We start from the raw sequence: 25221 nt of genomic DNA, 5'->3' as shown, positions 1-25221 counted from the left end.
TTGTGCTTGTGTGCGCTCTCGCGCTGGGAAAAAAGTTACCTGGGTTTATAGGTGACGGCGCTTCCAGGCACCACCACGCCCATGGAAATGACATAGGTCAGGGCCTCATCGACGCTCATTTTGAGTTCAATGCAGTCGGCCTTGGGAAGCATGACGAAATAGCCGCCCGTCGGGTTGGGCGTCGTCGGAACATAGACGCTCAGGTAGTCGCCAGGCAGGTGATTGGCGACATCTCCCCCAGGCATGCCGGTCTGAAAAGCGATGGTCCAGACGCCTTCACGCGGCCATTGAACCAACAGCGCCTTGCGGAAAGCGTTGCCGTTTTCTGAAAACAGTGTGTCGGAAACCTGTTTGACACTCGAATATATCGACCGGACGATGGGAATGCGGCTGAGCAGCGCGTCCCACCAGCTCACCAGTTTTTTGCCAAAAAAATTGGTGGCGACGGCACCCATGGCCAGAACAATGGCAAGCGCCAGTAACACGCCAAAGCCCGGAATGTGAAAACCGAGCAATTTGTCCGGGTGCCAGTTACCAGGAAGGATCTGCAGTGTCTGGTCCAGCGTACCGATGAACCAGTTCAGCAGCCACACCGTAACGATGAGTGGCACAAGCACCAGCAAGCCAGCCAGCAGCCAGCGGCGTACAGCGGCCATCAGTCAGCCTTGGAGGTGGAACCGGAGGCCGCCGGCGCAGCGGCAGCAGCAGGCGCTGCTGCGGGCGCCGTTTTTACCCCTGAGTCGGGCTTGCTTTCAGAGCTCGCGGCAGCGGCCGGTGGTGCTTCGCCTCCGGCGACGGGAGGAACCGCGGTGGCACCGCCACCACCCCGGAAGTCAGTCACATACCAGCCCGAGCCCTTGAGCTGGAAACCCGCAGCGGTGAGCTGTTTTTTAAACGCGGGGGCACCGCACTGGGGGCAGTCGGTCAGCGGCGCATCGGACATCTTTTGCAAAACGTCCTTGCTATGCCCGCAGGACTCGCATTTGTAGGCGTAGATTGGCATGGTTCTAGAGGTTTTGTCAGGGAGGCGTGGTCCCGGAAATCCCCGGGAATGCAAAACCCTCAATTATAGGCGCGGGGCTATTCCCCGGGGCCAGCGCGCCTTTGGTCCGGCAGGGCGGCCGGCCCGCTGGCTCTCAGGCTTCCGTCGAAAGACGGTGGTGGCCGCCCCGGCTGTTTTCGATGGTCTGCGGCGTCAGCGAACCGACCAGCATACCCAGTGTGGCCGCCAGCACCCCGGCCAGTTGGCCCGGAAACTGCTCACCCAGGGTACTGAAGGTGAACAGCAGCCAGACCCCAATGCCGCACACCACGGAAAAAACAGCGCCCTGGGTGCTGGCTTTTTTCCAGTACAGGCCAAACACCAGCGGGACGAACGCACCGACCAGGGGCACCTGGTAAGCCCCCGACACCATCTCGTAAATCGGGGTGCCCTGCATAGAGATGGCATAAGTCAGCACCAGGCCGCTGAACACCAGCACCGTGGTGCGCATCAGCTTGAGTTCGTGTTTGTCACTCATGCGCGGTTTGAACTGGCGCCAGATGTTTTCCACAAAAGTCACACTGGGTGCCAACAGGGTGGCCGATGCGGTTGACTTAATGGCCGACAGCAAGGCACCAAAAAACAGCACCTGCATGACGAAAGGCATCTTCTGCAGCACCAGCGTCGGCAAGATTTTCTGCGGATCTTCCTTGAGCAGCAAGGCTGTCTCCTCCGGCATGATGATCAGCGCACTGGCGACCAGGAACATCGGAACAAAGGCAAACAGGATGTAGAAAATACCGCCGATGACCGGCCCTTTGGTCGCGGCGCTCTGGCTGTTGGCCGACATCACGCGCTGGAACACGTCCTGCTGCGGAATGGAGCCAAACATCATGGTGATGGCGGCGGCGAAGAAAAATACCATGTCGCGAAAGTTCGGCTCCGGCCAGAATCTGAACAGGTCCTTGCTGGTGGCCAGGGCAATCACCTTGTCGGCACCGCCGGCCAGGTTGCCGGCAAAAATGGCCAGCACCGCCAGGCCCGCGACCAGCACAATCATCTGGATGAAGTCCGTCACGGCGACCGACCACATGCCTCCGAACAGCGTATAGGCCAGCACCGAAGCCGTGCCAATCATCATGCCGGCTGTCGTGCTGATGGCGCCGCCGGACAGGATGTTGAAGACCAGCCCGAGTGCCGTAACCTGGGCGGCCACCCAGCCCAGGTAACTGATCATGATGATGATGGAGCAGGCTACTTCGATGGTTCGGCCATAACGCTCGCGGTAGTAGTCGCTGATGGTAAGCAGCGACATCTTGTAGAGTTTGCCGGCAAAAAACAGGCCAACCAAAATCAGACAGCCGCCGGCGCCGAAAGGGTCCTCCACCACCCCCTTCAGCCCACTCTCGACAAACTTGGCCGGGATGCCCAGCACGGTTTCAGAGCCGAACCAGGTGGCAAAGGTGGTCGTCACGATCATGATCAGTGGCAGGTTGCGACCGGCGATCGCGTAGTCCGCGGTGTTCTTGACGCGCCTGGCGGCGTACAGGCCGATGATGATGGTGATCAGCAGATAGACAAAAACCAGGGTTAAAAGCACAGCAACCTCCTCAAGAATGCGTGATTATCACCACATTTCCACCTTCTAAAAAAGGCGAATCCGCAGCACCAGTTGCATGGCGAGCAAACCCAATGCAAAACCCAAGCCACCATAAATCAGGCTTTGCAGCAGTTTGTTGGTGCGGCGCTGCTCCTGCAGCAGCTCCTGGAGTTCCCGGCGGTTGCCGCCGGACTGGCCTTTGAGGTACTGCTGAAGCAGGCGCGGCAAGCCGGGGAGCAGCTTGGCGTAGGTCGGCGCCTCGGCCTTGAGTTGTTCCAGCAGCTTTTCCGGGCCCACCTGCTCCAGCATCCAGGTTTCCAAAAAGGGCTTGGCTGTACTCCACAGGTCCAAGTCAGGGTCGAGTTCCCGGCCCAGGCCTTCGATGTTGAGCAGGGTTTTCTGCAGCAGCACCAGCTGAGGCTGAATTTCTACATGAAAGCGACGCGAGGTCTGGAACAGGCGCATCAGCACCATGCCCAGTGATATTTCCTTGAGGGGGCGGTCGAAATAAGGTTCGCAACAGGCGCGTATGGCCGATTCCAGTTCATCCACCCGCGTCTGCGCCGGAACCCAGCCGGATTCAATATGCAGTTCAGCCACGCGTTTGTAGTCGCGCTGGAAAAACGCGCTGAAATTTTGCGCCAAGTATTCCTTGTCGACCTCGGTGAGCGTGCCCACAATGCCGAAGTCAAGGGAGATGTAGCGCCCGAACGTCGCCGGGTCCAGGCTGACCTGGATATTGCCGGGGTGCATGTCGGCGTGGAAAAATCCGTCCCGGAAAACCTGGGTGAAAAAGATGGTGACGCCGTCGCGCGCCAGCTTTTTCATGTCCACGCCAGCGTCGCGCAGGCGCTGCACCTGCCCAATGGGCACGCCGTCCATGCGCTGCATCACCATGACATTGGGCATGCAGAAGTCCCAGACCATTTCCGGGATCAGCACGAGGTTGAGGTTTTGCATGTTGCGGCGCAGCTGGGCCGCGTTGGCGGCCTCGCGCAGCAAATCGAGTTCGTCGTGCAGGTATTTGTCAAACTCGCCCACCACTTCGCGCGGCTTGAGGCGCTTGCCATCGGCCGACAGGCCTTCGACCCAGCCGGCCATCATGTGCATCAGCGCCAGGTCTTTTTCAATCGCCGGTAGCATGTTGGGCCGGAGCACCTTGACCGCTACTTCGCGCCCATCAGGCAGGGTGGCAAAGTGAACCTGGGCAATCGATGCGCTGGCCACCGGCTTGCGCTCGAAGGTGGCAAAAATCTGGCTGATCGGCCGGCCAAAGGCTTTTTCGATGATGGCCATGGCCACATCCGGATCGAACGGCGGCACGCGGTCCTGCAACCTGGCCAGCTCATTGGCAATATCCAGCGGCAACAGGTCGCGCCGGGTTGACATGACCTGGCCAAACTTGACAAAAATCGGGCCCAGACTTTCGAGCGCCTCGCGCAAGCGTTCGCCGCGCGGTGCTTTCAGGTTGCGCCCGACCGACACCATGCGGGTCAACATCCTGATCCAGGGTTTGCTGAAACTCGAAAGCACCAGCTCGTCCAGGCCGAAGCGCAACACCGTCCAGACGATGAAAGCGCCCCTGAAGAGGCGACTCATGAGGAAGCCTTCATCGGCTCCGTCATGGATGCCGCGCCGGACTGCCCCGTTGCGGCGGACGGCGGCCGCGGCGCGTGGGCAAGAAACTGCCGTAAACCCGCCAGTGCCTGGCGCGCCAATCCGGCCAGCGTGTGAGCCGGCACGTCGCCAATCAGGCGCGACAGATCTTCTTCAACATCCCAACGCAAATTGTCGGCCAGCCAGCCCAGCTCGGCCGCGAGCTGCACGTCGCCTTCGATCTTGACCGGAGGAGGCTTGCCGGCCAGCACCGACTGGAACACCACGTCGGGCGATTCTGCGACGACGGCCAGCAACAGATCAGGTTTGGCGGAAGATGGTGCGCGGTCCACCAGCCCTGCCGGCGTGATCAACAAGTCCAGTGCAAACACGCCCCAGCGGATGTGTACCACGCTGCCTTTTTTTCGCAGGAGACGGTTTTGTGCCTCTTTTTCCTGCATCAGGACATGGTTCAGCAAAAGAACAATCTTTTGCTGGCCTTCGTCAACAAACCAGGCAGGCGGCTGAAAACGGCTGGCCAAGGACTGCAGAAAAGAAAAAGGGGACGTAGTGTTAATGCGCATACGCCCCCGATTTTGCAGCAGATTGAAAAAATCCCTCCATCGCGCGAGCGATGGAGGGATTTTAAAGTTCAGCCGGGGCCGCGGATCCGGCTTTGCCGGTCCGCAGGCGCAGCGCCCCCTCGGGGGGCAGCGACCCGCGCAGCGGCGGAGCGTGGGGGCTTATTGAAGCGCTTGTACGCCCGCAACCAGCCAGCCGCCGCCGTTGCGCGGCTTGGTCATGTTCCATACTTCGCGGAAGGGGCTGGGGCCGGCCGAGGCGTCCTCGCGGATCATGCCGGAAAACTCCACGCTGGCCATGTAGACATCGCTGAGCTCTTCGATGCCCAGCAACTGCGCGTCAAGCATGACCACATCGGTTTTGTTGGCCGCGCCGCCGGTATGCGATTCACGATCTGCCAGCTGCGCCTTGATCTGCTCGAGCATTTCATCGGTCATCATGGCGCGCAGGCTGTTGACGTCCGAGCGGTCCCAGGCATCTTGCAAAGTCACAAAATTGGTTTTACAGGCCTTGAGGAACCCCTCGGCATCAAAGCCGGCCGGCACACCCCAGGACTGCGAGCCACCCAAAGCGGACCCGATCATGGAACCGCCGGCCGCTGTGCCGGCCTTGGTGGCATCAAAAGCCATGCTGCTGCGCTCCCAGGGCCGGGCCGATGAATCGTTGCCGACATTTTGAGGGCTGTAGTCTCGTGGCATGGTCGCGCTGCCGGCGCCTTGCATGGCGTAAGGCGTGGCGCCCTGGCCCTGGTTGCCCTTGAGCTTGCGCATGATGAAGCCGACGACCACCATCGCCAGCATGGCCAACAAGGCAAACATGATGATCTGGCCGAAAGCACCACTTAACCCCAGTGAAGAGGCCAGCCAGGCCAGCCCCAGTCCTGCGGCCAAACCGCCCAACATGGCACCCCAGGGTTTCCTGGGGGTTTGCGCGGCAGGTGTTGCGGGGGCTTGCGCCGGCGGGGTCGCCTGGCGCTGCGTCACATTGGACGATTGACGTCCGATCGAGCCGCCACCGCCCATGCGTTTAGCCTCCGCAGGAGCATAAGCGAGGAGCATGGTTGCGGCCAATACAGCCGCCAGAATCGCAGACCAAAGTTTCATACCGTCTCCTCTAATTAATTGCTTCAGCATTTGATTCCAACATGCAATGCCACCACCCCGCCGGTGAGGTTGTGATAGTCCACATGGCCAAAACCACCTTTGTGCATCAGGGCCTTTAGCTCTTCCTGGCTGGGATGCATGCGGATGGACTCCGCCAGGTAGCGGTAACTGGCGTCGTCATTGGCTACCAGCTTGCCCAGCTTGGGCAGCACATTGAAGGAATACCAGTCGTAAACTTTTTCCAGCGGCTTGGCGATTTTCGAGAATTCCAGCACCAGCAGCTTGCCGCCTGGCTTGAGCACGCGGTTCATCTCCTTGAGGGCGTCGTCCTTGTGCGTCATGTTGCGCAGACCGAAAGCCACGGTGACCAGGTCAAAGCTGGCATCGGAAAAAGGCAGGTGTTCGGCATCACACACCGTGGTCGGCAAAATCTTGCCGGCATCCAGCATGCGGTTGCGGCCTTCGCGCAGCATCGCCTCATTGATATCGGTATGGACAACACACCCGGTGCTGCCCACCTTGGGCGCAAATGCCAGCGCCAGATCGCCGGTACCACCGGCAATATCCAGCACCCGCTGGCCTTGCTTCACGTCGGCCACCATCACAGCGTAAGCTTTCCAGGCCCGGTGCAATCCCATGGACATGAGGTCGTTCATCACGTCGTATTTGGGCGCGACCGAATCGAACACGCTGCGCACACGGCTTGCCTTGTCTTTCTCGTCGACCGACTCAAATCCGAAGTGGGTACTGCTCATGGTCTTATGCTAGGGGTGAAAGCCGGCAATTCAAGCGACAACCCTGTCCCGGCTTGGGGCATTGCCCTGTATTTATGTTGAAAAACAACACCTGCGCCCGATAGTCGAGCGCGGGCAGCTATGAAGTTGATAGCAGGCGGATGCTGGATGGCAGCGGCAGCAGGCATCAGTGGCTGCTACATCCATGCCCGCCAGCTGCGGCCATGGGCGCATCACGCTGCGCGCCCGCAGTTTCCAGGCGCTGCAGGTAGTCTGCCCACAGACGCGCCTGCTCGGAGCCGAGGAAGTAAAGGTAGTCCCAGGAAAAGATACCGCTCTCGTGGCCGTCTGAAAAAACCGGCTTGACCGCGTAGTTGCCGATAGGTTCGAGTTCAACCAGGTTGACCTCGCGCTTGCCTGTCTGCAGCACTTCCTGGCCGGGGCCGTGGCCCTGGACCTCTGCCGAAGGTGAATAAACGCGCATCAGCTCGAACGGTATCTTGAATTCGGTGCCGTCCGAGAACGCAATTTCGAGCATGCGCGACTGGGCGTGCACGGTCAACGCGGTAGGGGTGGGGGTGTCGGGGGTCAGGCCTGCCATGAACTTTTCCTTCAGTGAATCAGACCAGCACCCTTTCGATGCCGCCGTTGTTGGCTGCATCGACATAACCGGGCAGCCACTCCTTGCCAAGGATCTGGTTGGCCATTTCCACCACGATGTAGTCGGCCTCGAGCAGCCCGTTCTGCAGGTCGTCGCCATACCGGGTCAGACCCTGAAGGCAACTCGGGCAGCTGGTCAGGATCTTGACATTGCCGGTTTCGGCCACGGCGCCGCTGGCGCGCAGCTTGGCCTCGTCCTTGCGCAGCTCTTCTTCCTTGCGAAATCGGATCTGCGTCGAAATGTCGGGCCGGGTCACCCCCAGCGTGCCCGATTCGCCGCAGCAGCGTTCAGACTTGAGCACCTGGTCACCCAGCAGCGCCTTGACGGTTTTCATCGGCTCCTGTAGCTTCATCGGGCTGTGGCAGGGGTCGTGGTAGAGATAACCAGCGCCGGGCTGGTCGGTGCGCAGGGTGATGCCTTTTTCAAGCAGGTACTCGTGGATGTCGATGATGCGGCAGCCCGGGAAAATTTTCTCGAACTCATACCCCTGCAGCTGGTCGTAGCAGGTGCCACAACTCACCACCACGGTTTTGATGTCGAGGTAATTCAGGGTGTTGGCCACGCGATGGAACAGCACCCGGTTGTCGGTGATGATCTTTTCGGCCTTGTCGAACTGCCCGCTGCCCTTTTGCGGGTAACCGCAGCACAGGTAACCCGGCGGCAGCACCGTCTGCACGCCGGCATGCCAGAGCATTGCCTGCGTTGCCAGGCCGACCTGGGAAAAAAGACGCTCCGAACCACATCCGGGAAAATAAAACACCGCCTCGGTCTCGGCCGTTGTGGCCGCGGGGTTGCGGATGATGGGAACGTAGTCCTTGTCTTCGATGTCCAGCAATGCGCGCGCAGTTTTCTTGGGCAGACCGCCCGGCATCTTCTTGTTGATGAAGTGGATGACCTGCTCTTTCACGGGCGAGCTGCCGACAGTTGCCGGCGGCTGTGCCGTCTGCTTGCGCGCCACACGCCGCAGCAGGTCGTTGGCCAGGCGTTGCGCCTTGAAGCCGACATCCACCATCGCGCCGCGCATGAACTTGATGGTCTGCGGGCTGGTGGCATTGAGGAACAACATGGCGGCAGCATTGCCAGGCCGGAAGGTCTTCTGGCCCATCTTGCGCAGCAGGTTGCGCATGTTCATGGAGACGTCGCCGAAGTCGATGTCCACCGGACAAGGACTCAGGCATTTGTGGCAGACCGTGCAATGGTCGGCCACGTCCTCAAACTCTTCCCAGTGCTTGATGCTGATGCCGCGGCGCGTCTGCTCTTCATACAGAAAAGCTTCCACCAGCAGCGAGGTCGCCAGGATCTTGTTGCGCGGGCTGTACAGCAGGTTGGCGCGCGGCACATGGGTGGCGCAGACCGGTTTGCACTTGCCGCAGCGCAGGCAGTCCTTGACGCTGTCGGCGATGGCGCCGATGTCGGACTGCTGCATGATCAGCGACTCATGGCCCATCAGGCCGAAGCTGGGCGTATACGCATTCGTCAAATCGGCAAACAAAGCCTCGTTCACGCCGTTTTTATAAGGCTTTCCGGCCTCCAGCCTTCGACTGACGGGCGCAAGTAGCTCCTGATTTCGTAGCAACTTTCCTTTGTTGAAGCGGCCTTCCGGGTCCACCCGCAGCTTGTAGTCGGCAAAGGGCTGGAGCTCGGCGTCGGTCAGGAACTCCAGCTTGGTGATGCCGATGCCATGTTCGCCGGAGATCACGCCATCGAGCGAGCGCGCCAGCACCATGATGCGGGCCACCGCATGGTGTGCGGTCTGCAGCATTTCGTAGTCGTCGCTGTTGACCGGCAGGTTGGTGTGCACATTGCCATCGCCGGCATGCATGTGCAATGCCGCCCAGACTCTGCCCTTGAGCACCTGCTTGTGGATGGCGCTGCATTCTTCAAGAATTGGTGCAAAGGCCACACCCGAAAAAATACCCTGCAGCGGTACGCGAAGCTGGGTTTTCCAACTGGCGCGCAGCGAATGGTCCTGCAACTGCGGGAACAGCGTATTGATGTCACGCAGCCAGCCCGACCACAAGGCGCGGACTTCGGCGATCAGTGCCAATGCCTGCCCGACGCGGTCTTCCAGCAATTCGGCCGAGGGGATTTCCCCGGCATCGTCCGACTTGCCCAAAGGCAAATGGCCCTTGAGGAAAAAGGTTTCCATGGCATCGCACAGCCTGACCTTGTTGGCCAGGCTCAGCTCGATGTTGATGCGTTCGATGCCGTCGGTGTACTCGGCCATGCGTGGCAGCGGAATCACCACGTCTTCATTGATCTTGAAGGCGTTGGTATGGCGCGAAATCGCGGCGGTGCGCTTGCGGTCCAGCCAGAACTTCTTGCGTGCGTCCGGGCTGATAGCGATGAAACCCTCGCCGCGGCGCGAGTTGGCGATGCGCACGACTTCGGAGGTGGCGCGCGCCACCACGTCGGCGTCGTCGCCGGCGATGTCGCCAAACAGCACCATCTTGGGCAGGCCGCCGTGGGTCTTGGACTTGGTCGCATAACCCACCGCCTTGAGGTAGCGGTCATCCAGGTGTTCGAGGCCCGCGAGGATGGCACCGCCGCGCTTCTGCTCGGCGAACATGAAGTCCTTGATTTCGACAATGCTGGGCACCGCGTCCTTGGCGTTGCCGAAAAACTCCAGGCAGACCGTGCGGGTGTGGGCCGGCATGCGGTGCACGATCCAGCGCGCACTGGTAATCAGGCCGTCGCAGCCTTCCTTCTGGATGCCGGGCAAGCCGCTGAGGAACTTGTCGGTCACGTCCTTGCCCAGGCCTTCCTTACGGAAGGTCTTGCCCGGGATGTCCAGACGTTCGCTGCGCACGGGCGTCTTGCCGTCGGCTTCGAAATACTTCAGCTCGAAGCTGGCCATCTCGGCATCGTGAATCTTGCCCAGGTTGTGGTTCAGGCGGGTAACTTCGAGCCACTGCGCCTCGGGCGTTACCATGCGCCAGGAGGCCAGGTTGTCCAGCGCCGTGCCCCAGAGCACAGCTTTTTTGCCGCCCGCATTCATGGCGATGTTGCCACCTATGCAGGAAGCTTCTGCCGAAGTCGGATCCACCGCAAACACAAAACCGCCGCGTTCAGCCGCATCGGCCACGCGCTGCGTGACCACGCCGGCTTCGGTCCACACGGTGGCGACCGGCTGGTCCAGCCCGGGCAGCGCGACCTGCTCCACCTCGGTCATGGCCTCGAGTTTTTCGGTGTTGATCACGGCCGACTTCCAACTCAGCGGAATCGCGCCGCCGGTGTAGCCGGTGCCGCCGCCACGCGGAATGATGGTCAGCCCCAAGTCGATACAGCCCTTGACGAGCCCGGCCATCTCGGTTTCAGTGTCCGGTGTCAGCACAACAAAGGGGTATTCGACGCGCCAGTCGGTGGCGTCTGTCACATGAGAGACCCGGGACAGGCCGTCAAATTTGATGTTGTCCTTGAGCGTGAACTTGCCCAGCTTGCGCGCGGTCTGGCGGCGCAGGTCGGCCATGTCTTCGAACGAGGTGGCGAAGCCGCTGACTGCGGTCCTGGCGGTATCCAGCAGCTCGCCGACGATGGCATCACGCTGCATGTCGGCACCCGGCGTGCGGCGTTTCTCGACTTCGGACAGGCGGTGCTGAAGGGCATCGACCAGCATCTTGCGGCGCTTGGGGTTGTCCAGCAGGTCGTCCTGCAAATAGGGGTTGCGCTGCACCACCCAGATATCGCCGAGCACCTCGTACAGCATGCGGGCGGAGCGGCCGGTGCGGCGCTCGTCGCGCAGCAGGTTCAGCAAATCCCAGGCACGCGTGCCAAGCAGGCGAATCACAACCTCGCGGTCGGAAAACGAGGTGTAGTTATAAGGAATCTCGCGAATACGGGCTTCGCCTGCTTTCGCCTCATCGGCAAAAACGTTTATTTTTTGGAGGGATTCAGGAGCATTCATCGTGAAAAGCCGGGGTTGCAGGCGTCTGTCCGGCGCGTTGACCCTATGTTACCGCAGTGCAACATTCGCGACACCCTGCCGCGCCCACCTTCGTGGAAACCCGCTTGTGAAGGCTGTGGCAAGTCGCTTAAATCGAAGTGTCACAAATTATTTATAGACTAGGCGGTTTGTTGTGCGAATGAACCGTTTCTATCCAGGAGTTGTAATGAAAAAAAGCTTGACAGCCATTGCCCTTGCCGCCTGCGCACTTGTTGTGCCCGTCGCCAGCCACGCCCAAACCGAAATTCAGTGGTGGCATTCCATGACCGGCGGCCTGAACGACTGGGTGCTCGACCTGTCGGACGGCTTCAACAAGAGTCAGAAAGAATACAAAATCGTGCCGACGTACAAGGGCACTTACGACGAAACCATGCCCGCAGCGGTTGCCGCCTTCCGCGCCGGCAACGCCCCGCACATCCTGCAGGTGTTCGAAGTGGGCACCGCCACCATGATGGCCGCCAAAGGCGCGGTGGTCCCGGTCGGCAAGGTGCTGACCGATGCCGGCTACAAGTTCGACCCCAAGGCTTACATCCCGGCTGTGGTGGGTTATTACACCGCACCCAACGGCCAGATGCTGAGCTTCCCGTTCAACAGCTCGACCACCGTTCTGAACTACAACAAGGACATGTTCAAGAAAGCAGGACTCGACCCTAACAAGCCGCCGGCGACCTGGCCTGAAGTGGTGTTGGCCGCGGCCAAACTGAAGGCGGCCGGCGTGAGCTGCCCCTTCACCACCAGCTGGCAGGGCTGGACCCAGTTGGAGAGTTTTTCCACCTGGCACAACGCCGAATTCGCCACCAAAGGCAATGGCTTTGGCGGCACCAGCGCCCGCCTGGTGACCAACAGTCCGCTGCATGTGCGTCACATCGAGAACCTGTCCAACATGGCCAAGCAGGGCCTGTTTGTCTACCGCGGCCGCGGCAACAAGGGCGACGCGCCTTTCTACTCGGGCGAGTGCGCGATGCAAACGGCATCGTCATCGTCCTATGCGAGCATCAAGAAGAACGCCAAGTTCGAATTCGGCATCGCCCCTCTGCCTTATTACCCTGACGTGGCCGGTGCCCCGCAAAACACGGTGATTGGCGGCGCCTCGCTGTGGGTCATGGGTGGCAAGAAGCCGGCCGAATACAAGGGCGTGGCCGAGTTCTTCAACTACCTGACCAATGCCGACATCCAGTCCAAGAGCCACCAGCGCACCGGCTACCTGCCGATCACCCTGGCCTCGTTCAAGGTCACGGAAGATTCTGGCTTCTACAAGCAGAATCCCGGCACCGAGGTGGCAGTCAACCAGATGATCCGCAAAACCACCGACAAGTCGCGCGGCATCCGCCTGGGCAACTTCATCCAGATCCGCGCGATCGAGGACGAAGAGTTGGAGCAGGTCTGGGCCGGCAAAAAGACAGCGAAAGAAGCACTGGACGCCATCGTGAGCCGGGGCAACGAGCAACTGGAACGTTTCCAGAAGGCCAATAAGTAACGCGTCCGGGGTCGGGCGTGCTCAGGCACTAAACTCCTGACTCCGATTGCCGCTGCCCCAACCCGGGGCGCGGCGTTTCCAGATTTGAAATACTGTGGCTTCTGAAAAACGCGTTGTTTTCCGTTCGGCATGGCTGCCCTGGGTGTTGTTGACACCCCAGGTCGCGGTCATTGCCATTTTCTTTTTCTGGCCAGCCGCCCAGGCGCTGCTGCAATCGTTCCAGCAGTCGGACGCGTTCGGCCTGTCCACCGAGTGGGTAGGGCTCAAGAACTTCAGCAACCTGCTGGACGACCCGACCTACCTTGCCTCGTTCAAGATCACCGCCCTCTTTTCGGTGCTGGTGGCGGGCCTGGGCATTGGTCTGTCGCTGGTGCTGGCCGTGTTCGCCGACCGCGTGGTCAAGGGCACGGGGGTCTACCGCACCCTGCTGATCTGGCCCTACGCCGTCGCGCCCGCGGTGGCCGGGGTGTTGTGGCTGTTCATGTTTGCGCCGTCCATCGGCATTGTGTCGTTCGCGCTGCGCAAGCTGGGCATCGACTGGAACAGCCTGCTCAACAGCAACCATGCCATGACGCTGATCGTGGTGGCGGCAGTGTGGAAGCAGATTTCGTACAACTTCCTGTTCTTCGTGGCCGGGTTGCAGAGCATTCCGAAATCGCTGGTGGAGGCGGCCGCCATTGACGGCGCCGGACCCTGGCGGCGCTTCTGGACCATCCAGTTCCCGCTGCTGTCGCCCACCACGTTCTTTTTGTTCGTGATCAACATGGTCTACGCCTTCTTCGACACCTTCGCCATCGTGGACGCGGCAACCGAAGGCGGCCCCGGTCGGGACACCGCGATCCTGGTCTACAAGGTGTATTACGACGGTTTCAAGGCGCTCGACCTGGGTGGTTCGGCCGCGCAGTCCGTGGTGCTGATGTTCATCGTCATCATCCTGACCGTCATCCAGTTCCGGTTTGTCGAAAAGAAGGTGCAGTACTGACATGAGCCCCCACGTTCACTTTGTTCACTGCCCCCAGAGGGGGCGCTCAGCGCCCTTCGGGCGGCCGGGCGGTCGCTGATGGTTGAACGCAGCCCCTTCCTGCGCATCCTCGCGCACCTCGTGCTGATCATCGGCGTATTTGTCGTGGCGTTTCCGCTGTATGTGACCTTCGTCGCCTCCACCCAGACCGCCGACCAGATTTTGCAGGCGCCCATGTCCATGCTGCCCGGCTCGCACATGATCGAGAATTACACCGCCGCCCTGAAGGGCACTGGTGCAGGCGGTGCGTCCAATGCGCCGGTGGGCCGCATGATGATGGTCAGCCTGATCACGGCGCTTGTCATCGCGGTCGGTAAAATCGCCATCTCGCTGCTGTCGGCGTTTGCCATCGTGTACTTCCGGTTTCCGTTTCGCATGTTTTTCTTCTGGGCCATCTTTGTCACGCTGATGCTGCCGGTGGAGGTGCGTATCGGTCCGACGTATCAGGTGGTGTCCGATCTGGGCATGCTCAACACCTACGCCGGACTCACCGTGCCCCTGATCGCCTCGGCCACGGCTACCTTCCTGTTCCGGCAGTTCTTTCTGACGGTGCCTGACGAACTGGTCGAGGCTGCCCGCATGGACGGCGCCGGACCGATGCGCTTCTTCAAGGACGTGCTGGTGCCGCTGTCGACCACCAGCATTGCTGCGCTGTTCGTGATCCAGTTCATTTACGGCTGGAACCAGTACCTCTGGCCGCTGCTGGTGACCACCAACGAGACCATGTACCCGGTAGTGATCGGCATCAAGCGCATGATCAGCGGCGGTGACGCAGCCACCGACTGGAACATCGTGATGGCCACGGCCGTGCTCGCCATGATCCCGCCGGCGGCGGTGGTCATGCTGATGCAGCGCTGGTTCGTCAAGGGCCTGGTCGATACAGAAAAATGACCCTCCCCGAAGCGCCTTCGGCGCCTTCCCCCAGGGGGCGCCGCCAGCGGCCCGGCAGAGCCGGTTCCGCGGCGTCCACTTGAATTAAATCCAACGTAGGTTGTCTCAATGGCTTCAATCCAGCTCAAAGATGTCGTCAAACACTATGGCACCGGCAAAACCGCGGTCAAGGTGATTCACGGCGTGAACGCCGACATTTCCGACCACGAATTCATCGTCATCGTCGGCCCCTCGGGCTGCGGCAAGTCCACCCTGCTGCGCATGGTGGCGGGGTTGGAAGAAATCACCAGCGGTCAAATCTCCATTGGTGAACGCGTCGTCAACGACCTGGAACCCGCCGAGCGCGACATCGCGATGGTGTTTCAGAACTACGCGTTATATCCGCACATGAGCGTGTTTGACAACATGGCCTATGGCCTGAAGATCAAAAAGGTGCCCATTGACGAGATCAAGGTCCGTGTCGACAAGGCGGCCGGCATCCTGGAGCTCGGCCACCTGCTGGACCGCAAGCCCCGCCAGCTCTCGGGCGGGCAACGCCAGCGCGTGGCCATGGGCCGCGCCATCGTGCGCCAACCCCAGGTGTTCTTGTTCGACGAGCCGCTCTCCAACCTCGACGCCAAGCTGCGCGCGCAGACCCGCCTGGAAATCCAGAAGCTGCACCGCGAACTGGGCATCACCAGCCTGTTCGTCACCCACGACCAGGTCGAAGCCATGACCCTGGCGCAACGCATGATGGTGATGAACGCCGGCGTGATGGAGCAGTTCGGCACGCCTGAAGAGGTGTACCACCGCCCGGCGTCCACCTTTGTGGCCAGCTTCATCGGCTCTCCGCCCATGAACCTGCTGAAGAACGCGCCCGGTGGCAAGGCCGGCACCATTCTGGGCATTCGCCCCGAACACATGGACATCGGCACGACCGGCTGGGAAATGAAAGTCGAGACGGTCGAGCTGCTGGGCGCCGAGCGCCTGGTGTACTGCCGCATGGGTGACGAACAACTCATCGTACGCACTGACGAACAGTTGCCCGCCCCGCGAGCCGACTCGATCATCCATGTCGCACCACGCGAAGACCGGCTGCACTGGTTTGACGCAGCCACCGGAAAACGCATCGCCGGCTGACCGCCATGGCAGGCATACAGTCCACCGTCCCGGTCCTGGCGTCGCTGGACATCGCGCAGTCGCTGGCGTTTTATACGCAGCGGCTCGGGTTTGCCTGCGAACTGGAAACCCCCGGGTATTTGATCCTTCGGCGAGACGGCTGCGAACTGCATTTCTGGCTCTGCCACGAACGGCACATCGCTGAAAACACCTCCTGCTATGTGCGCGGCGACACCGCAGCGCTGCACGCGGATTTCGTGCAGCGCGGCCTGGCGCTGGATCCGCCGGTGCTGCAACCCTGGGGCATGAAGGAGCTATACGTGATCGACCCGCACGGCAATCTGCTGAAATTCGGGGAGTCCGCATGAGCAGCAGCTGGCCCTATCCGCGCTGGATCGCCCATCGCGGCGCCGGCAAATTCGCCCCTGAGAACACGCTGGCGGCTTTCCGCCTGGGCGCAGCCCACGGCTACCGCATGTTCGAATGCGACGCGAAACTGAGCGCCGACGGCGTGCTCTTCCTGATGCACGACACCACGCTGGAGCGTACGACCAGCGGCCGGGGCACTGGCGGTGATCAGCCCTGGCATGCCCTGTCGCTGCTTGACGCCGGCAGCTGGCACTCGCGCGCCTATGCGGGCGAGCCGCTGGCCAGCCTGGGCAACCTCGCGCGTTATTGCCTGCGCAACGGCTATTTCCTGAACATAGAGATCAAACCCACGCCCGGGCTGGAGGCGCAGACCGGCACCGCCGTGGCCCACGCTGCCGCCAGGCTTTGGGAAGGCGCCGCCGTGCCGCCGCTGCTGACCTCGTTTCAACCGGAAGCACTGGAAGCGGCCCAAGCCGCACAGCCGCAGCTGCCGCGCGGCCTGCTGCTCGATAGCTTGTGGAAGGGCTGGCTGGAAACCGGGCTGACCCTGGACTGCACCGCGCTGGTCTGCAACCACGCTCTGTGGGACAGCTCCAGCGTGTTGCAGGCCAAAAGTGCTGGTTTTCGCTGTCTGAGTTACACCGTCAACGACGAATGGGCCGTTCAGCGCCTGCTAGATTTGGGCACCGACGGCATCATCACCGACCGCATCGATCTTTTCGCGCCCGGAAGCTGATACCTGTTCAGGCTTTCCAGCCGCGCAGCAAAACCCACTGGCAGGTCGCCGCGCCCACCGCGAGCAGGACATAAGTAGCCATCTTGCCGTCGCGGCCGAAAATTGCCAGCCCGGCCACAAGCAGCATCAGGGACGCTACAAAAACAATAGCTATCTGCGCCCATTCAGAAAGGGCTACAGGCCTTTTTGACCTGAATAACAAGGCAAAAAGCCGAGTCCCCAGCACCACCAGCAAGGCCACAAAGGCTGCCGGGGCCATGAAATTAAGCAGCTGGTTGGTCAGGTTGAGTGCGGTCATGGCTGCATGCGTGGGGGAATGGACGGCAGGGCCGTCATGAACTGGCGACTTGCCCTTTATCAAGGGGATTGAAAGAATGTTGGGGCTTGCCCTGGCCTTCAATTTTATAATCCGGCCATGTCAGTCTGGACCCTGGGGATCAACCATACCACCGCACCGCTCGATTTGCGCGGGCGGTTTGCGTTCGCCATCGACCAGATCGAGCCGACCTTGCGGAGCTTGCGAGAATCGCTGGCACGCCGGCCCGAAGCCACGCTGCTGTCCACCTGCAACCGCACCGAGATTTATTGTGCAGGCGGCAGGTCCGAGCTTGACCATACGATGGAATGGCTGGCGCACCGCGGCGGCGTCTCGCCTTCCCTGTTGCGCTCCCATGCCTACACCCTTGAAAACGACCAGTCCGCACGCCACGCCTTTCGCGTGGCCAGCGGGCTCGACTCCATGGTGCTGGGCGAACCGCAGATCCTGGGCCAGATGAAGGACGCCGTGCGCGCGGCTGAAGACGCGGGCGCCATGGGCAGTACCCTGCACCAGTTGTTCCAGCGCTCTTTTGCAGTGGCCAAGGAAGTGCGCACCAGCACCGAGATCGGCGCGCACAGCATCAGCCTGGCGGCGGCGTCCGTGCGGCTGGCGGGGCAGCTGTTTGAAGATTTAAGCGACATCAGGGTCCTGTTTGTCGGTGCGGGCGAAATGATCGACCTGGCGGCGACCCACTTTGCCGCCAAAAACCCGAAAGCCATGACAGTAGCCAACCGCACGCTGGAGCGTGGTGAAAAGCTGGCCGGCCGTTTTGGCGCCGAGGTCATGCGCCTGGCCGACCTGCCCAGCCGGTTGCATGAATTCGATGCGGTGATCAGCTGCACCGCCAGCACCCTGCCCATCATCGGGCTGGGCGCGGTCGAGCGCGCGGTCAAGCTGCGCAAGCACCGGCCGATGTTCATGGTCGACCTGGCCGTGCCGCGCGACATCGAGCCCGAGGTCAAGGACCTTCCCGATATCTATCTGTACACGGTTGACGACCTGGCGCACGTGGTGCAAACCGGCAAGGACAGCCGGCAGGCGGCCGTCGCGCAGGCGGAAGTGATCATTGACGCGGGGGTGCAGAACTTCATGCACTGGCTGGACCAGCGGCGCAGTGTGCCGCTGATCCAGCAGCTCAACGCACAAACCGACGAATGGCGCGCCACGGAAATTGCACGCGCCAGGAAGCTGCTGGCCAAAGGCGAATCCGTGGAGACCGTTCTCGACGCGCTGTCGCGCGGCCTGACGCAGAAAATGCTGCACGGCGCATTGGCAGAATTGCATTCCGGCAATGCGGACAACCGCGAGGCAACCGCGCAAACCGTTTCCAGACTCTTCCTGCGCGGCAACCTGCCCAGGGAACAGAAAGAGCGTTAGCGCCACTTTCGCGCGAACCGCAGCCCGCACCAGGCTGAACGCGGGGCCGAGTCACCGGCCCCCTGTCCTGAACGTTTTTGCTCCCGGCCTCTTCATGAAACCCTTTCTCCGCCAGACCCTGGACCGCCAGATTTTCCGCCTGCATGAGCTCGACGCCCTGCTCTCGGCCGCCGACGTGGTCAGCAACATGGAGCGCTTTCGCAACCTGACGCGCGAACATGCCGAGGCCAGCATCGTGGTCGCGCAATACCAGCAACTCACCGCGCGCGAAGCTGACCTGGCCAGCGCCCAAACCATGCTGGCAGAGGCCAAAGACGATCCCGAGATGGCCGGCATGGCCGAAGAAGAGATCGAGGCCGCCAAGGCCGACATCGCCCGACTCGACGAAGCCCTGCAGCTGATGCTGATTCCGAAGGACCCGGACGATACACGCCCGGCCTTCATCGAAATCCGCGCCGGCACCGGTGGCGACGAATCGGCCCTGTTCGCGGGTGACCTGTTTCGCATGTACACACGGTATGCCGAGCGCAAAGGATGGCGCGCCGAAATCATCAGCGAATCGGCCAGTGAACTGGGCGGCTATAAGGAAGTGGTGGTGCGCATCGAGGGCTCGCCCGATGCGCTGGGCGCAGGCGTTTACGGCAAGCTGCGTTTCGAATCGGGCGGCCACCGCGTGCAGCGCGTGCCCGCCACGGAAACCCAGGGACGCATTCACACCAGCGCCTGCACTGTGGCCGTGCTGCCCGAACCCGACGAAGCAGTCGCCATCCAGATCAATCCGGCCGACTTGCGCATCGACACCTACCGCGCCAGCGGCGCCGGCGGCCAGCACATCAACAAGACCGACTCGGCTGTACGCATCACCCACCTGCCCACCGGCATCGTCGCCGAATGCCAGGAAGGCCGCAGCCAACACAGCAACAAAGCCCAGGCGCTCAAGGTGTTGACTGCCCGCATCCATGAAAAAGACCGCTCAGAACGCGCTGCCAAGGATGCCGCCATGCGCAAGGGGCTGATCGGCAGTGGCGACCGAAGCGACCGGATACGGACCTACAACTTCCCCCAGGGGCGCCTGACTGATCACCGCATCAACTTGACCCTCTATAAGCTGCTGACCATCATGGAGGGCGACCTGGACGACGTGGTCACTGCCCTGCAGGTCGCGCGCGGCGCCGAACTGTTGGCGGAACTGGAAACAGCCTCGAACGGCTGATAAACCCATGTTTATAAGCAAAATAGGCTTTCAGCCCTTGATGAGTAAGCGCTACCAGCTATTAAATACATAGCAATCGAATGACCTCAGGAATCTGCCCTTGACCGCCCTTACCTGTGTCCAGGCCTTGTCCGCGGCCCAAGCCACGGGACTGGATCGGCTGGATGCCCAGTTGCTGCTGCTGCACGCGCTGGGCAAACCCGGCTCCGATCGGGCCTGGTTGCTCGCGCATGACACCGACGCCCTGACCGACGGCGTGGCGCAGCAGTTCGAGCGCCTGAGCCAGCGTCGCGCCAGCGGCGAGCCACTGGCCTACCTTGTTGGCAGCCAGGAGTTTTTTGGCCTGAAGCTGCAGGTGGACCCACGCGTTCTGGTGCCGCGACCGGACACGGAAACCCTGGTGGAATGGGCCTTGGAGCAATTGGCAGAGGCGGAACTGCCGGCCTCCGCCCGGGTGCTCGACTTGGGCACGGGCAGTGGCGCCATTGCCCTGGCGCTGAAAAAAGCCCGCCCCGCAGTAGACATGACAGCGGTGGATGCCAGCAGCGATGCTTTGGCCGTGGCACGGGTCAACGCAATGGCACACCAACTGCCCCTCAGCTTCATCCAGAGCAGTTGGCTTGCAAATGTAAGTGGCCACTTTCACGTGATCGTCAGTAATCCACCCTATGTAGCGAATTCCGACGAACATCTGATCGCCCTGCGGCATGAGCCGCTGCAGGCGCTGGCGGCCGGGGAAGACGGTCTGAGCGATCTTCGCCAGATCATTGAACACGCACCCGGGTACTTGCACCCGCAGGGCTGGCTGCTGCTCGAGCATGGCTACGATCAGGCCCAGGCTGTCCGCGCCCTGCTTGTACTGCGCGGGTTTACCGAGGTGCAAAGCCGCAACGACCTGGCCGGTATTACCCGCTGCTCCGGAGGGCGCTGGGCCGTCCTTTAGGCAATAACCAGCAAACGGCTGGATAATCAGCTATTGATTTTCCGTTTTTGAAATCCAATTACCTCTGCACAGGCCGGTTTTTCCGGCTGCTACGTGCCCACCCAAGGACCTGAAAATGAACGATACCCAGCAGCGCATTGACCAAATTGTCAAATCCAGCGAGGTCGTGCTTTTCATGAAAGGCACCGCCCAGTTTCCCATGTGCGGCTTTTCCGGTCGTGCCATCCAGGTGCTCAAAGCCTGCGGCGTGAACAAGCCCGCGACCGTCAACGTACTGGAAGACGAAGAAATCCGCCAGGGCATCAAGGACTACAGCAACTGGCCCACCATTCCGCAGCTCTATGTCAAAGGGGAGTTCGTCGGTGGCTCGGACATCATGATGGAAATGTACGAGAACGGTGAGTTGCAACAGGTACTCGGCACACCCGCCGAATAAGCCCGGTTCACCTGCCCATCTGGGGCAGGCAACGGTTCACTTCATGGCGAACCCCACCCAGCCTACTGGGTATAACCTTCGCAGGCCCCGGCATTGACCCGACCCTTGCATTCGCGCTTGAGCCGCGTTGAGCGCTCCTTGGCACTTTCTTGCGACCCGGGAATGAACTTGGCGCTTTTGCCGGGCTGGGTGCTTGCCGGTTTTTTGGCTTTTTCCTTTTTCGTGGCGGCCAGACCCTGGCCACCGGCCATGCCGAGCATGAAAATCACCGCCAGCACGGCCGCTGTGCGGCGTGCAAAAGATGGCTGATCCATTTTGTCTCCCCCTGTTGACCGGCGTTCAACCGCCGTTTCGTTTTACACAATCGCAGGCTTCTACTGCAGCTTCGCGTCACCGTAGACTTGGTCATCCGGCGGTGCATCGGCCGGCATCCGGAAGCTTTCGCTGGCCCAGGCGCCCAGATCGACGTTTTTACAGCGCTCACTGCAAAAAGGCCTAAAGCGGTTTTCTGGCGCATACATGCTGGGGCCGCCACAGGTGGGGCAGACCACTGTTTTGGGCTTGGGCAAATCTCGATTCATTGTCAAAAACTCAAACGGTTCAGGCGTTGTGGATCCGTTCTCAGGAACAAAGGGTCAGTTCGAATGCGGCATCGTCGGTGCTGGCATGCAAACGGTCATCGCTTTCATGGCGCATCAGCCGTACGGAAGCCATGAGGCGGTTGCCGCTGATTTCGGGAATCAGCCTCAGGCCTGGATCGATCAGCAAGCGCAGAAGCTGAAACGTCCGCCCCTGCGGCAGGGTTTGCTGGTACTGCCCGCCCGCCGCCACGACTTTTTGAGGCAGGCCGGAATCGCGCAGCAGTTTGAGCAACATGCGAATCGACTCGGCCAGGGGCACCAAGGTGGCAATCCAGCGCTGAAGGTCTTGCTGCCGCTCGTGTATATCAAGGTGCTGCCAGGCGAAATAAGCCGGCAAATCAAATTCACAAGTACCCCCGGGGATGCCAATGCGGCTGCGAATGCTCATAAGCCAATCGTTCTCGGTCAGCGACTGTCCCGCCTTGCCGGGCAAGCTGTTCAGCGCCGTAAAGCAGCCGTCCAGCTGTGCGGTGACCTCGTCAAGCACCGCTTCGGAGATCGCTGGATTGCCGCGATAACCATTGAGTGTATGTTTTTGCCGGTCAAGGTCCTTGAGCACATCGGTCTTCAGGTCGGCGCGGGCCGCCACGTCCATGACCTCGAAAATGGTCGTGATCGCATAGTGGTGGTCGGTCGGATGCTCCCGCACAGCCAGCTCGCCAAGGCGGTGAAACAGATGCTCTAGCCGTAAATAAGTACGAATGCGTTCGTTGAAGGGATATTCGTAAAGGATCACTGCGATATATCTTTTTCAGCGGGTTGATCGGCCGTCCATCATAGCCCGAAGCGTTGTGCAAGTTGTCGCACCGTCCCTGTCAGTGCAGCCAGCGACAAAGGCGCGTCGTTGTATATGCAGATGTCAGCGGCAGCCAGTCGCTGGTCGCGGCTGGCCTGGCTGGCCATGACGCGTTCCACCGCTTCGCGCGTCCAGCCATTGCGCGCCATCACACGGCTGATTTGTGTTTCCTCCCCACAATCCACCACCAGCACCTGGTCCAACCGCTGGCGCCAGCGCCCGGACTCTACCAGTAGCGGAACATCAAACACGATGCAAACGCTGTCAGCCCGTGCCGCCTGCCGGGCGGCCTCCTCGCCAATGAGTGGGTGCACGATGGATTCCAGCTGCATTTTTGCCGCTACATCCACAAATACCAGCTGGCGCATCACATCGCGATCCAAAGCGCCTTCCGGCGTGATGAACTGCGGCCCAAACTGTTTTGCGATCAGCTCAATGGCCGCCCCACCTCGTGATGTGACCGAACGCGAGATGGCGTCGGAATCAATCACCGCCGCACCGCAATCGGCCAATACCTGGGCCACCGTGCTTTTTCCGCTGCCGATGCCGCCCGTCAAACCTACCCGCAGCGGATCCATGCCACTACAGTCCTATGACGCGCAGGATGGACTGGGGACCAAACACCATGGCCGTCAACCCTGCACCGGCAAGGAAGGGGCCAAATGGCACATAACCTCCCTCACGCAGGCTGCTGGCCAGCTTCATTGCAATACCTACTGCAGCACCGATCACGGACGCCATCAGGATCATGGGTACCAGTGCGGCCCAGCCGAACCATGCTCCCAGGGCCGCAAAAAGCTTGAAGTCTCCGTAACCCATGCCCTCTTTGCCGGTCACCAGCTTGAACGCCCAGTAAACCAGCCACAGGGACAGGTAACCCGCCACCGCCCCCCACAAGGCCTGGCCCAGTAAAACTCCCGGATTCCAGCCCAGCGCTGCAACGATCAGTCCGGCCCACAGCAGAGGCAGGGTGATATCGTCCGGCAGCAGCGTGGTGTCCCAGTCAATCAGCGCGAGGGCCAGCAAGGCTGCTGAAAATCCGCTCCACGCCAGTCCGGTGGTCGTCAAGCCCCAGCGCCAGGCGCAGAAAAAAAACAGGGCGCCGGTTGCGGCTTCGACCATCGGATAGCGCCATCCGAACTTCGTTCCGCAAACCGAACATTTCCCTCTTAAGAAAAGATAGCTCAGGATGGGAATGTTTTCGTACCAGGCAATCACATGGCCGCAATTCGAACAGCGGGACCGGGGAACCAGCAAATTGAATTTTTCAATGCTCTCCGGCTGCTTGCCGGTGAGCTCTGCGCATTCGGCCGCCCAGTGCCGCTCCATCATTTTCGGCAACCGATAAATGACAACGTTCAGGAAGCTGCCAATGAGCAGCCCCAGAATACCGGCCAGCGCGGCGTTGAATTCAGCAGGCAGACCGAGCACGGACTCCGGCATCAGACCACTTGGCCCAGCTTGAAAATTGGCAGGTACATGGACACCACAATCCCGCCAATGAGGCCGCCGAGAAATACGATGATGATGGGCTCCATCAGACTGGACAGGCCAGCCACCATTTCATCGACTTCTGCTTCATAAAAATCCGCCGCTTTTCCGAGCATGTGGTCCACGGAGCCCGACTCCTCACCGATGGCGCACATCTGCAGCACCATGGTCGGAAACAGATTGGCGTTGCCCATGGCTGCCGTCAGGCTGGTCCCCGTGGAGACTTCCTGCTGGATTTTCAGCGTAGCGTCGGCGTACAGTGAATTGCCAGAAGCACCTCCGACTGAATCCAGGGCTTCCACCAGCGGCACGCCCGCGGCGAACATGGTGGAGAGCGTGCGCGTCCAGCGCGCAATGCAGGACTTCTCAATCAAGGCGCCAAAAACCGGCACTTTAAGTAACAGCCGGTCCATGAATCGCTGCACTTTTTCATTGCGCTTCCATGCCTGCATGAAAAAATAAATACTCCCGCCAATGCCTCCGAAAATCAGCCACCAGTACGCCACAAAAAATTCGCTGATCGCCATCACAAACAACGTCGGCGCTGGCAAATCTGCGCCAAACGAGGTAAACACCTCCTTGAATGCCGGAATCACGAAAATCATGATCACTGCGACCACCACAAAAGCCACGACAACGACGGAGGTCGGGTACATCAGCGCTGACTTGATCTTCGACTTGATGGCCTCGGTTTTCTCCATATAAACCGCTAGACGATCGAGCAGCTGCTCCAAAATACCGGCCGCCTCGCCCGCTTCCACCAAGTTGCAATACAGCGCATTGAAGTACAGCGGGTATTTGCGAAAAGCAGCACTCAGGGAGGTACCAGTTTCCACATCGGTACGCACATCATTGAGCAGCTTGGTCACACTGGCATTGGCATTGCCGCGCCCCACGATGTCAAAGGCCTGCAGAAGCGGGACACCTGCTTTCATCATGGTAGCCAACTGCCGTGTGAAGATGGCGATATCACGGGGCTTGATGGATTTGCCGGAGCGCATGCTGCGCTTCTTGATCTTCGTGGCCAACACACCTTGCCTGCGCAAAGTAGCCTTCACCTGGTTTTGTCCGCCGGCCCGAGTCTCACCTCGCACCTGCTTGCCGTTGCGATCCTTGCCTTCCCACTCGAAGACAAATTCCTTGATGTCTCTGGATGCTGCTGTTGCCATGGTACCTTCTTCAATGCGGAAGTGATGATTTGGACTTGAAACG

Annotated in this window: 26 protein-coding genes; 10 read left to right on the top strand and 16 right to left on the bottom strand. The window is 60.8% G+C overall.

All coding sequences use genetic code 11. From position 1 onward, the window contains the following. Window positions 1-35: 35 nt before the first annotated feature. The 9 genes from ABI660_RS02330 to ABI660_RS02290 all read right to left on the bottom strand — a co-directional run bounded on the left by ABI660_RS02330 (window position 36) and on the right by ABI660_RS02290 (window position 11162). On the bottom strand, window positions 36-656 hold the full coding sequence (locus tag ABI660_RS02330; protein WP_348064542.1) for a DUF502 domain-containing protein: 621 nt from the start codon (window positions 654-656) through the stop codon (window positions 36-38). Continuing rightward, window positions 656-1003 (bottom strand): FmdB family zinc ribbon protein, encoded by a 348-nt coding sequence (locus ABI660_RS02325; RefSeq protein ID WP_348064540.1) that lies wholly within the window; start codon window positions 1001-1003, stop codon window positions 656-658. The genes ABI660_RS02330 and ABI660_RS02325 overlap by 1 nt, the downstream gene beginning before the upstream one ends. A gap of 133 nt (window positions 1004-1136) precedes the next feature. Then, window positions 1137-2582 carry a sodium:solute symporter family protein gene (locus tag ABI660_RS02320; RefSeq protein ID WP_348064538.1) on the bottom strand — a complete coding sequence of 482 codons (1446 nt, stop codon included), beginning with the start codon at window positions 2580-2582 and terminating at the stop codon, window positions 1137-1139. 45 nt (window positions 2583-2627) lie between these two features. Beyond that, window positions 2628-4181: a ubiquinone biosynthesis regulatory protein kinase UbiB gene (gene ubiB, locus ABI660_RS02315; protein WP_348064536.1), complete on the bottom strand. Its 1554-nt coding sequence runs from the start codon at window positions 4179-4181 to the stop codon at window positions 2628-2630. Beyond that, on the bottom strand, window positions 4178-4762 hold the full coding sequence (locus ABI660_RS02310) for a hypothetical protein (RefSeq protein ID WP_348064534.1): 585 nt from the start codon (window positions 4760-4762) through the stop codon (window positions 4178-4180). Before ABI660_RS02310 ends, ubiB begins: the two co-directional genes overlap by 4 nt. A 159-nt stretch (window positions 4763-4921) precedes the next feature. Further along, entirely contained in the window at window positions 4922-5863 is a 942-nt protein-coding gene (locus ABI660_RS02305; RefSeq protein ID WP_348064532.1) for a Tim44-like domain-containing protein, read from the bottom strand. Window positions 5864-5886: 23 nt separating this feature from the next. Next, window positions 5887-6618 carry a bifunctional demethylmenaquinone methyltransferase/2-methoxy-6-polyprenyl-1,4-benzoquinol methylase UbiE gene (ubiE, locus tag ABI660_RS02300; protein ID WP_348064530.1) on the bottom strand — a complete coding sequence of 244 codons (732 nt, stop codon included), beginning with the start codon at window positions 6616-6618 and terminating at the stop codon, window positions 5887-5889. A gap of 166 nt (window positions 6619-6784) precedes the next feature. Then, window positions 6785-7198, bottom strand: a complete 414-nt coding sequence (locus tag ABI660_RS02295; RefSeq protein WP_348064528.1) for a DUF971 domain-containing protein — start codon at window positions 7196-7198, stop codon at window positions 6785-6787. A 19-nt stretch (window positions 7199-7217) separates the two neighbouring features. Beyond that, a complete protein-coding gene (locus tag ABI660_RS02290; protein WP_348064526.1) occupies window positions 7218-11162 on the bottom strand; it encodes an FAD/FMN-binding oxidoreductase in 3945 nt (1314 codons plus the stop codon). A 205-nt stretch (window positions 11163-11367) separates the two neighbouring features. Here ABI660_RS02290 and ugpB point away from each other — a divergent pair, with 205 nt between their 5' ends. The 6 genes from ugpB to ugpQ all read left to right on the top strand — a co-directional run bounded on the left by ugpB (window position 11368) and on the right by ugpQ (window position 16793). Then, window positions 11368-12678 (top strand): sn-glycerol-3-phosphate ABC transporter substrate-binding protein UgpB, encoded by a 1311-nt coding sequence (gene ugpB / locus ABI660_RS02285; protein WP_348064524.1) that lies wholly within the window; start codon window positions 11368-11370, stop codon window positions 12676-12678. Window positions 12679-12772: 94 nt separating this feature from the next. Beyond that, a complete protein-coding gene (gene ugpA, locus ABI660_RS02280; protein WP_348064522.1) occupies window positions 12773-13660 on the top strand; it encodes a sn-glycerol-3-phosphate ABC transporter permease UgpA in 888 nt (295 codons plus the stop codon). Window positions 13661-13738: 78 nt separating this feature from the next. Next, entirely contained in the window at window positions 13739-14590 is an 852-nt protein-coding gene (ugpE, locus tag ABI660_RS02275; protein ID WP_348064520.1) for a sn-glycerol-3-phosphate ABC transporter permease UgpE, read from the top strand. Window positions 14591-14698: 108 nt separating this feature from the next. After that, the gene (locus tag ABI660_RS02270; RefSeq protein ID WP_348064518.1) at window positions 14699-15709 is read left to right on the top strand and encodes a sn-glycerol-3-phosphate import ATP-binding protein UgpC; all 1011 of its coding nucleotides are present in this window, start codon (window positions 14699-14701) and stop codon (window positions 15707-15709) included. Window positions 15710-15714: 5 nt separating this feature from the next. Further along, window positions 15715-16056 (top strand): VOC family protein, encoded by a 342-nt coding sequence (locus tag ABI660_RS02265; protein ID WP_348064516.1) that lies wholly within the window; start codon window positions 15715-15717, stop codon window positions 16054-16056. Next, a complete protein-coding gene (gene ugpQ, locus ABI660_RS02260) occupies window positions 16053-16793 on the top strand; it encodes a glycerophosphodiester phosphodiesterase (protein ID WP_348064514.1) in 741 nt (246 codons plus the stop codon). The genes ABI660_RS02265 and ugpQ overlap by 4 nt, the downstream gene beginning before the upstream one ends. Window positions 16794-16800: 7 nt before the next feature. Here the strand turns inward: ugpQ and ABI660_RS02255 are convergent, their stop codons facing one another. Further along, on the bottom strand, window positions 16801-17091 hold the full coding sequence (locus tag ABI660_RS02255; RefSeq protein ID WP_348064512.1) for a hypothetical protein: 291 nt from the start codon (window positions 17089-17091) through the stop codon (window positions 16801-16803). Window positions 17092-17208: 117 nt separating this feature from the next. On the opposite strand from ABI660_RS02255, the gene hemA reads away from it, so the two are divergent. From hemA to grxD, 4 genes are all read left to right on the top strand, one after another. After that, a complete protein-coding gene (hemA, locus tag ABI660_RS02250; RefSeq protein ID WP_348064510.1) occupies window positions 17209-18489 on the top strand; it encodes a glutamyl-tRNA reductase in 1281 nt (426 codons plus the stop codon). Window positions 18490-18583: 94 nt separating this feature from the next. Further along, window positions 18584-19702: a peptide chain release factor 1 gene (gene prfA / locus ABI660_RS02245; protein WP_348064508.1), complete on the top strand. Its 1119-nt coding sequence runs from the start codon at window positions 18584-18586 to the stop codon at window positions 19700-19702. 100 nt (window positions 19703-19802) lie between these two features. Next, complete coding sequence (gene prmC / locus ABI660_RS02240; RefSeq protein WP_348064506.1) at window positions 19803-20645, top strand: peptide chain release factor N(5)-glutamine methyltransferase; 843 nt, start codon at window positions 19803-19805, stop codon at window positions 20643-20645. A gap of 115 nt (window positions 20646-20760) precedes the next feature. Then, entirely contained in the window at window positions 20761-21081 is a 321-nt protein-coding gene (gene grxD, locus ABI660_RS02235) for a Grx4 family monothiol glutaredoxin (protein WP_348064504.1), read from the top strand. 62 nt (window positions 21082-21143) lie between these two features. Here the strand turns inward: grxD and ABI660_RS02230 are convergent, their stop codons facing one another. From ABI660_RS02230 to ABI660_RS02205, 6 genes are read right to left on the bottom strand one after another with little or no spacing between them, the layout of a single operon-like run. Further along, window positions 21144-21395: a hypothetical protein gene (locus ABI660_RS02230; protein WP_348064502.1), complete on the bottom strand. Its 252-nt coding sequence runs from the start codon at window positions 21393-21395 to the stop codon at window positions 21144-21146. Window positions 21396-21455: 60 nt separating this feature from the next. Then, on the bottom strand, window positions 21456-21662 hold the full coding sequence (locus ABI660_RS02225) for a DNA gyrase inhibitor YacG (protein WP_348064500.1): 207 nt from the start codon (window positions 21660-21662) through the stop codon (window positions 21456-21458). A 40-nt stretch (window positions 21663-21702) separates the two neighbouring features. Beyond that, a complete protein-coding gene (zapD, locus tag ABI660_RS02220; protein WP_348064498.1) occupies window positions 21703-22458 on the bottom strand; it encodes a cell division protein ZapD in 756 nt (251 codons plus the stop codon). A gap of 38 nt (window positions 22459-22496) precedes the next feature. After that, the gene (coaE, locus tag ABI660_RS02215) at window positions 22497-23096 is read right to left on the bottom strand and encodes a dephospho-CoA kinase (RefSeq protein ID WP_348064496.1); all 600 of its coding nucleotides are present in this window, start codon (window positions 23094-23096) and stop codon (window positions 22497-22499) included. 4 nt (window positions 23097-23100) lie between these two features. Beyond that, a complete protein-coding gene (locus ABI660_RS02210) occupies window positions 23101-23961 on the bottom strand; it encodes an A24 family peptidase (protein ID WP_348064494.1) in 861 nt (286 codons plus the stop codon). Further along, window positions 23961-25178, bottom strand: a complete 1218-nt coding sequence (locus ABI660_RS02205; protein ID WP_348064492.1) for a type II secretion system F family protein — start codon at window positions 25176-25178, stop codon at window positions 23961-23963. The genes ABI660_RS02210 and ABI660_RS02205 overlap by 1 nt, the downstream gene beginning before the upstream one ends. Window positions 25179-25221: the final 43 nt, after the last annotated feature.

This window comes from Polaromonas sp. (assembly GCF_039930745.1).
Lineage (GTDB): Bacteria > Pseudomonadota > Gammaproteobacteria > Burkholderiales > Burkholderiaceae_C > Polaromonas.
The sequence above is the reverse complement of the archived record's forward strand: the minus strand, read 5'-3'. Positions and strand labels throughout refer to the sequence as shown.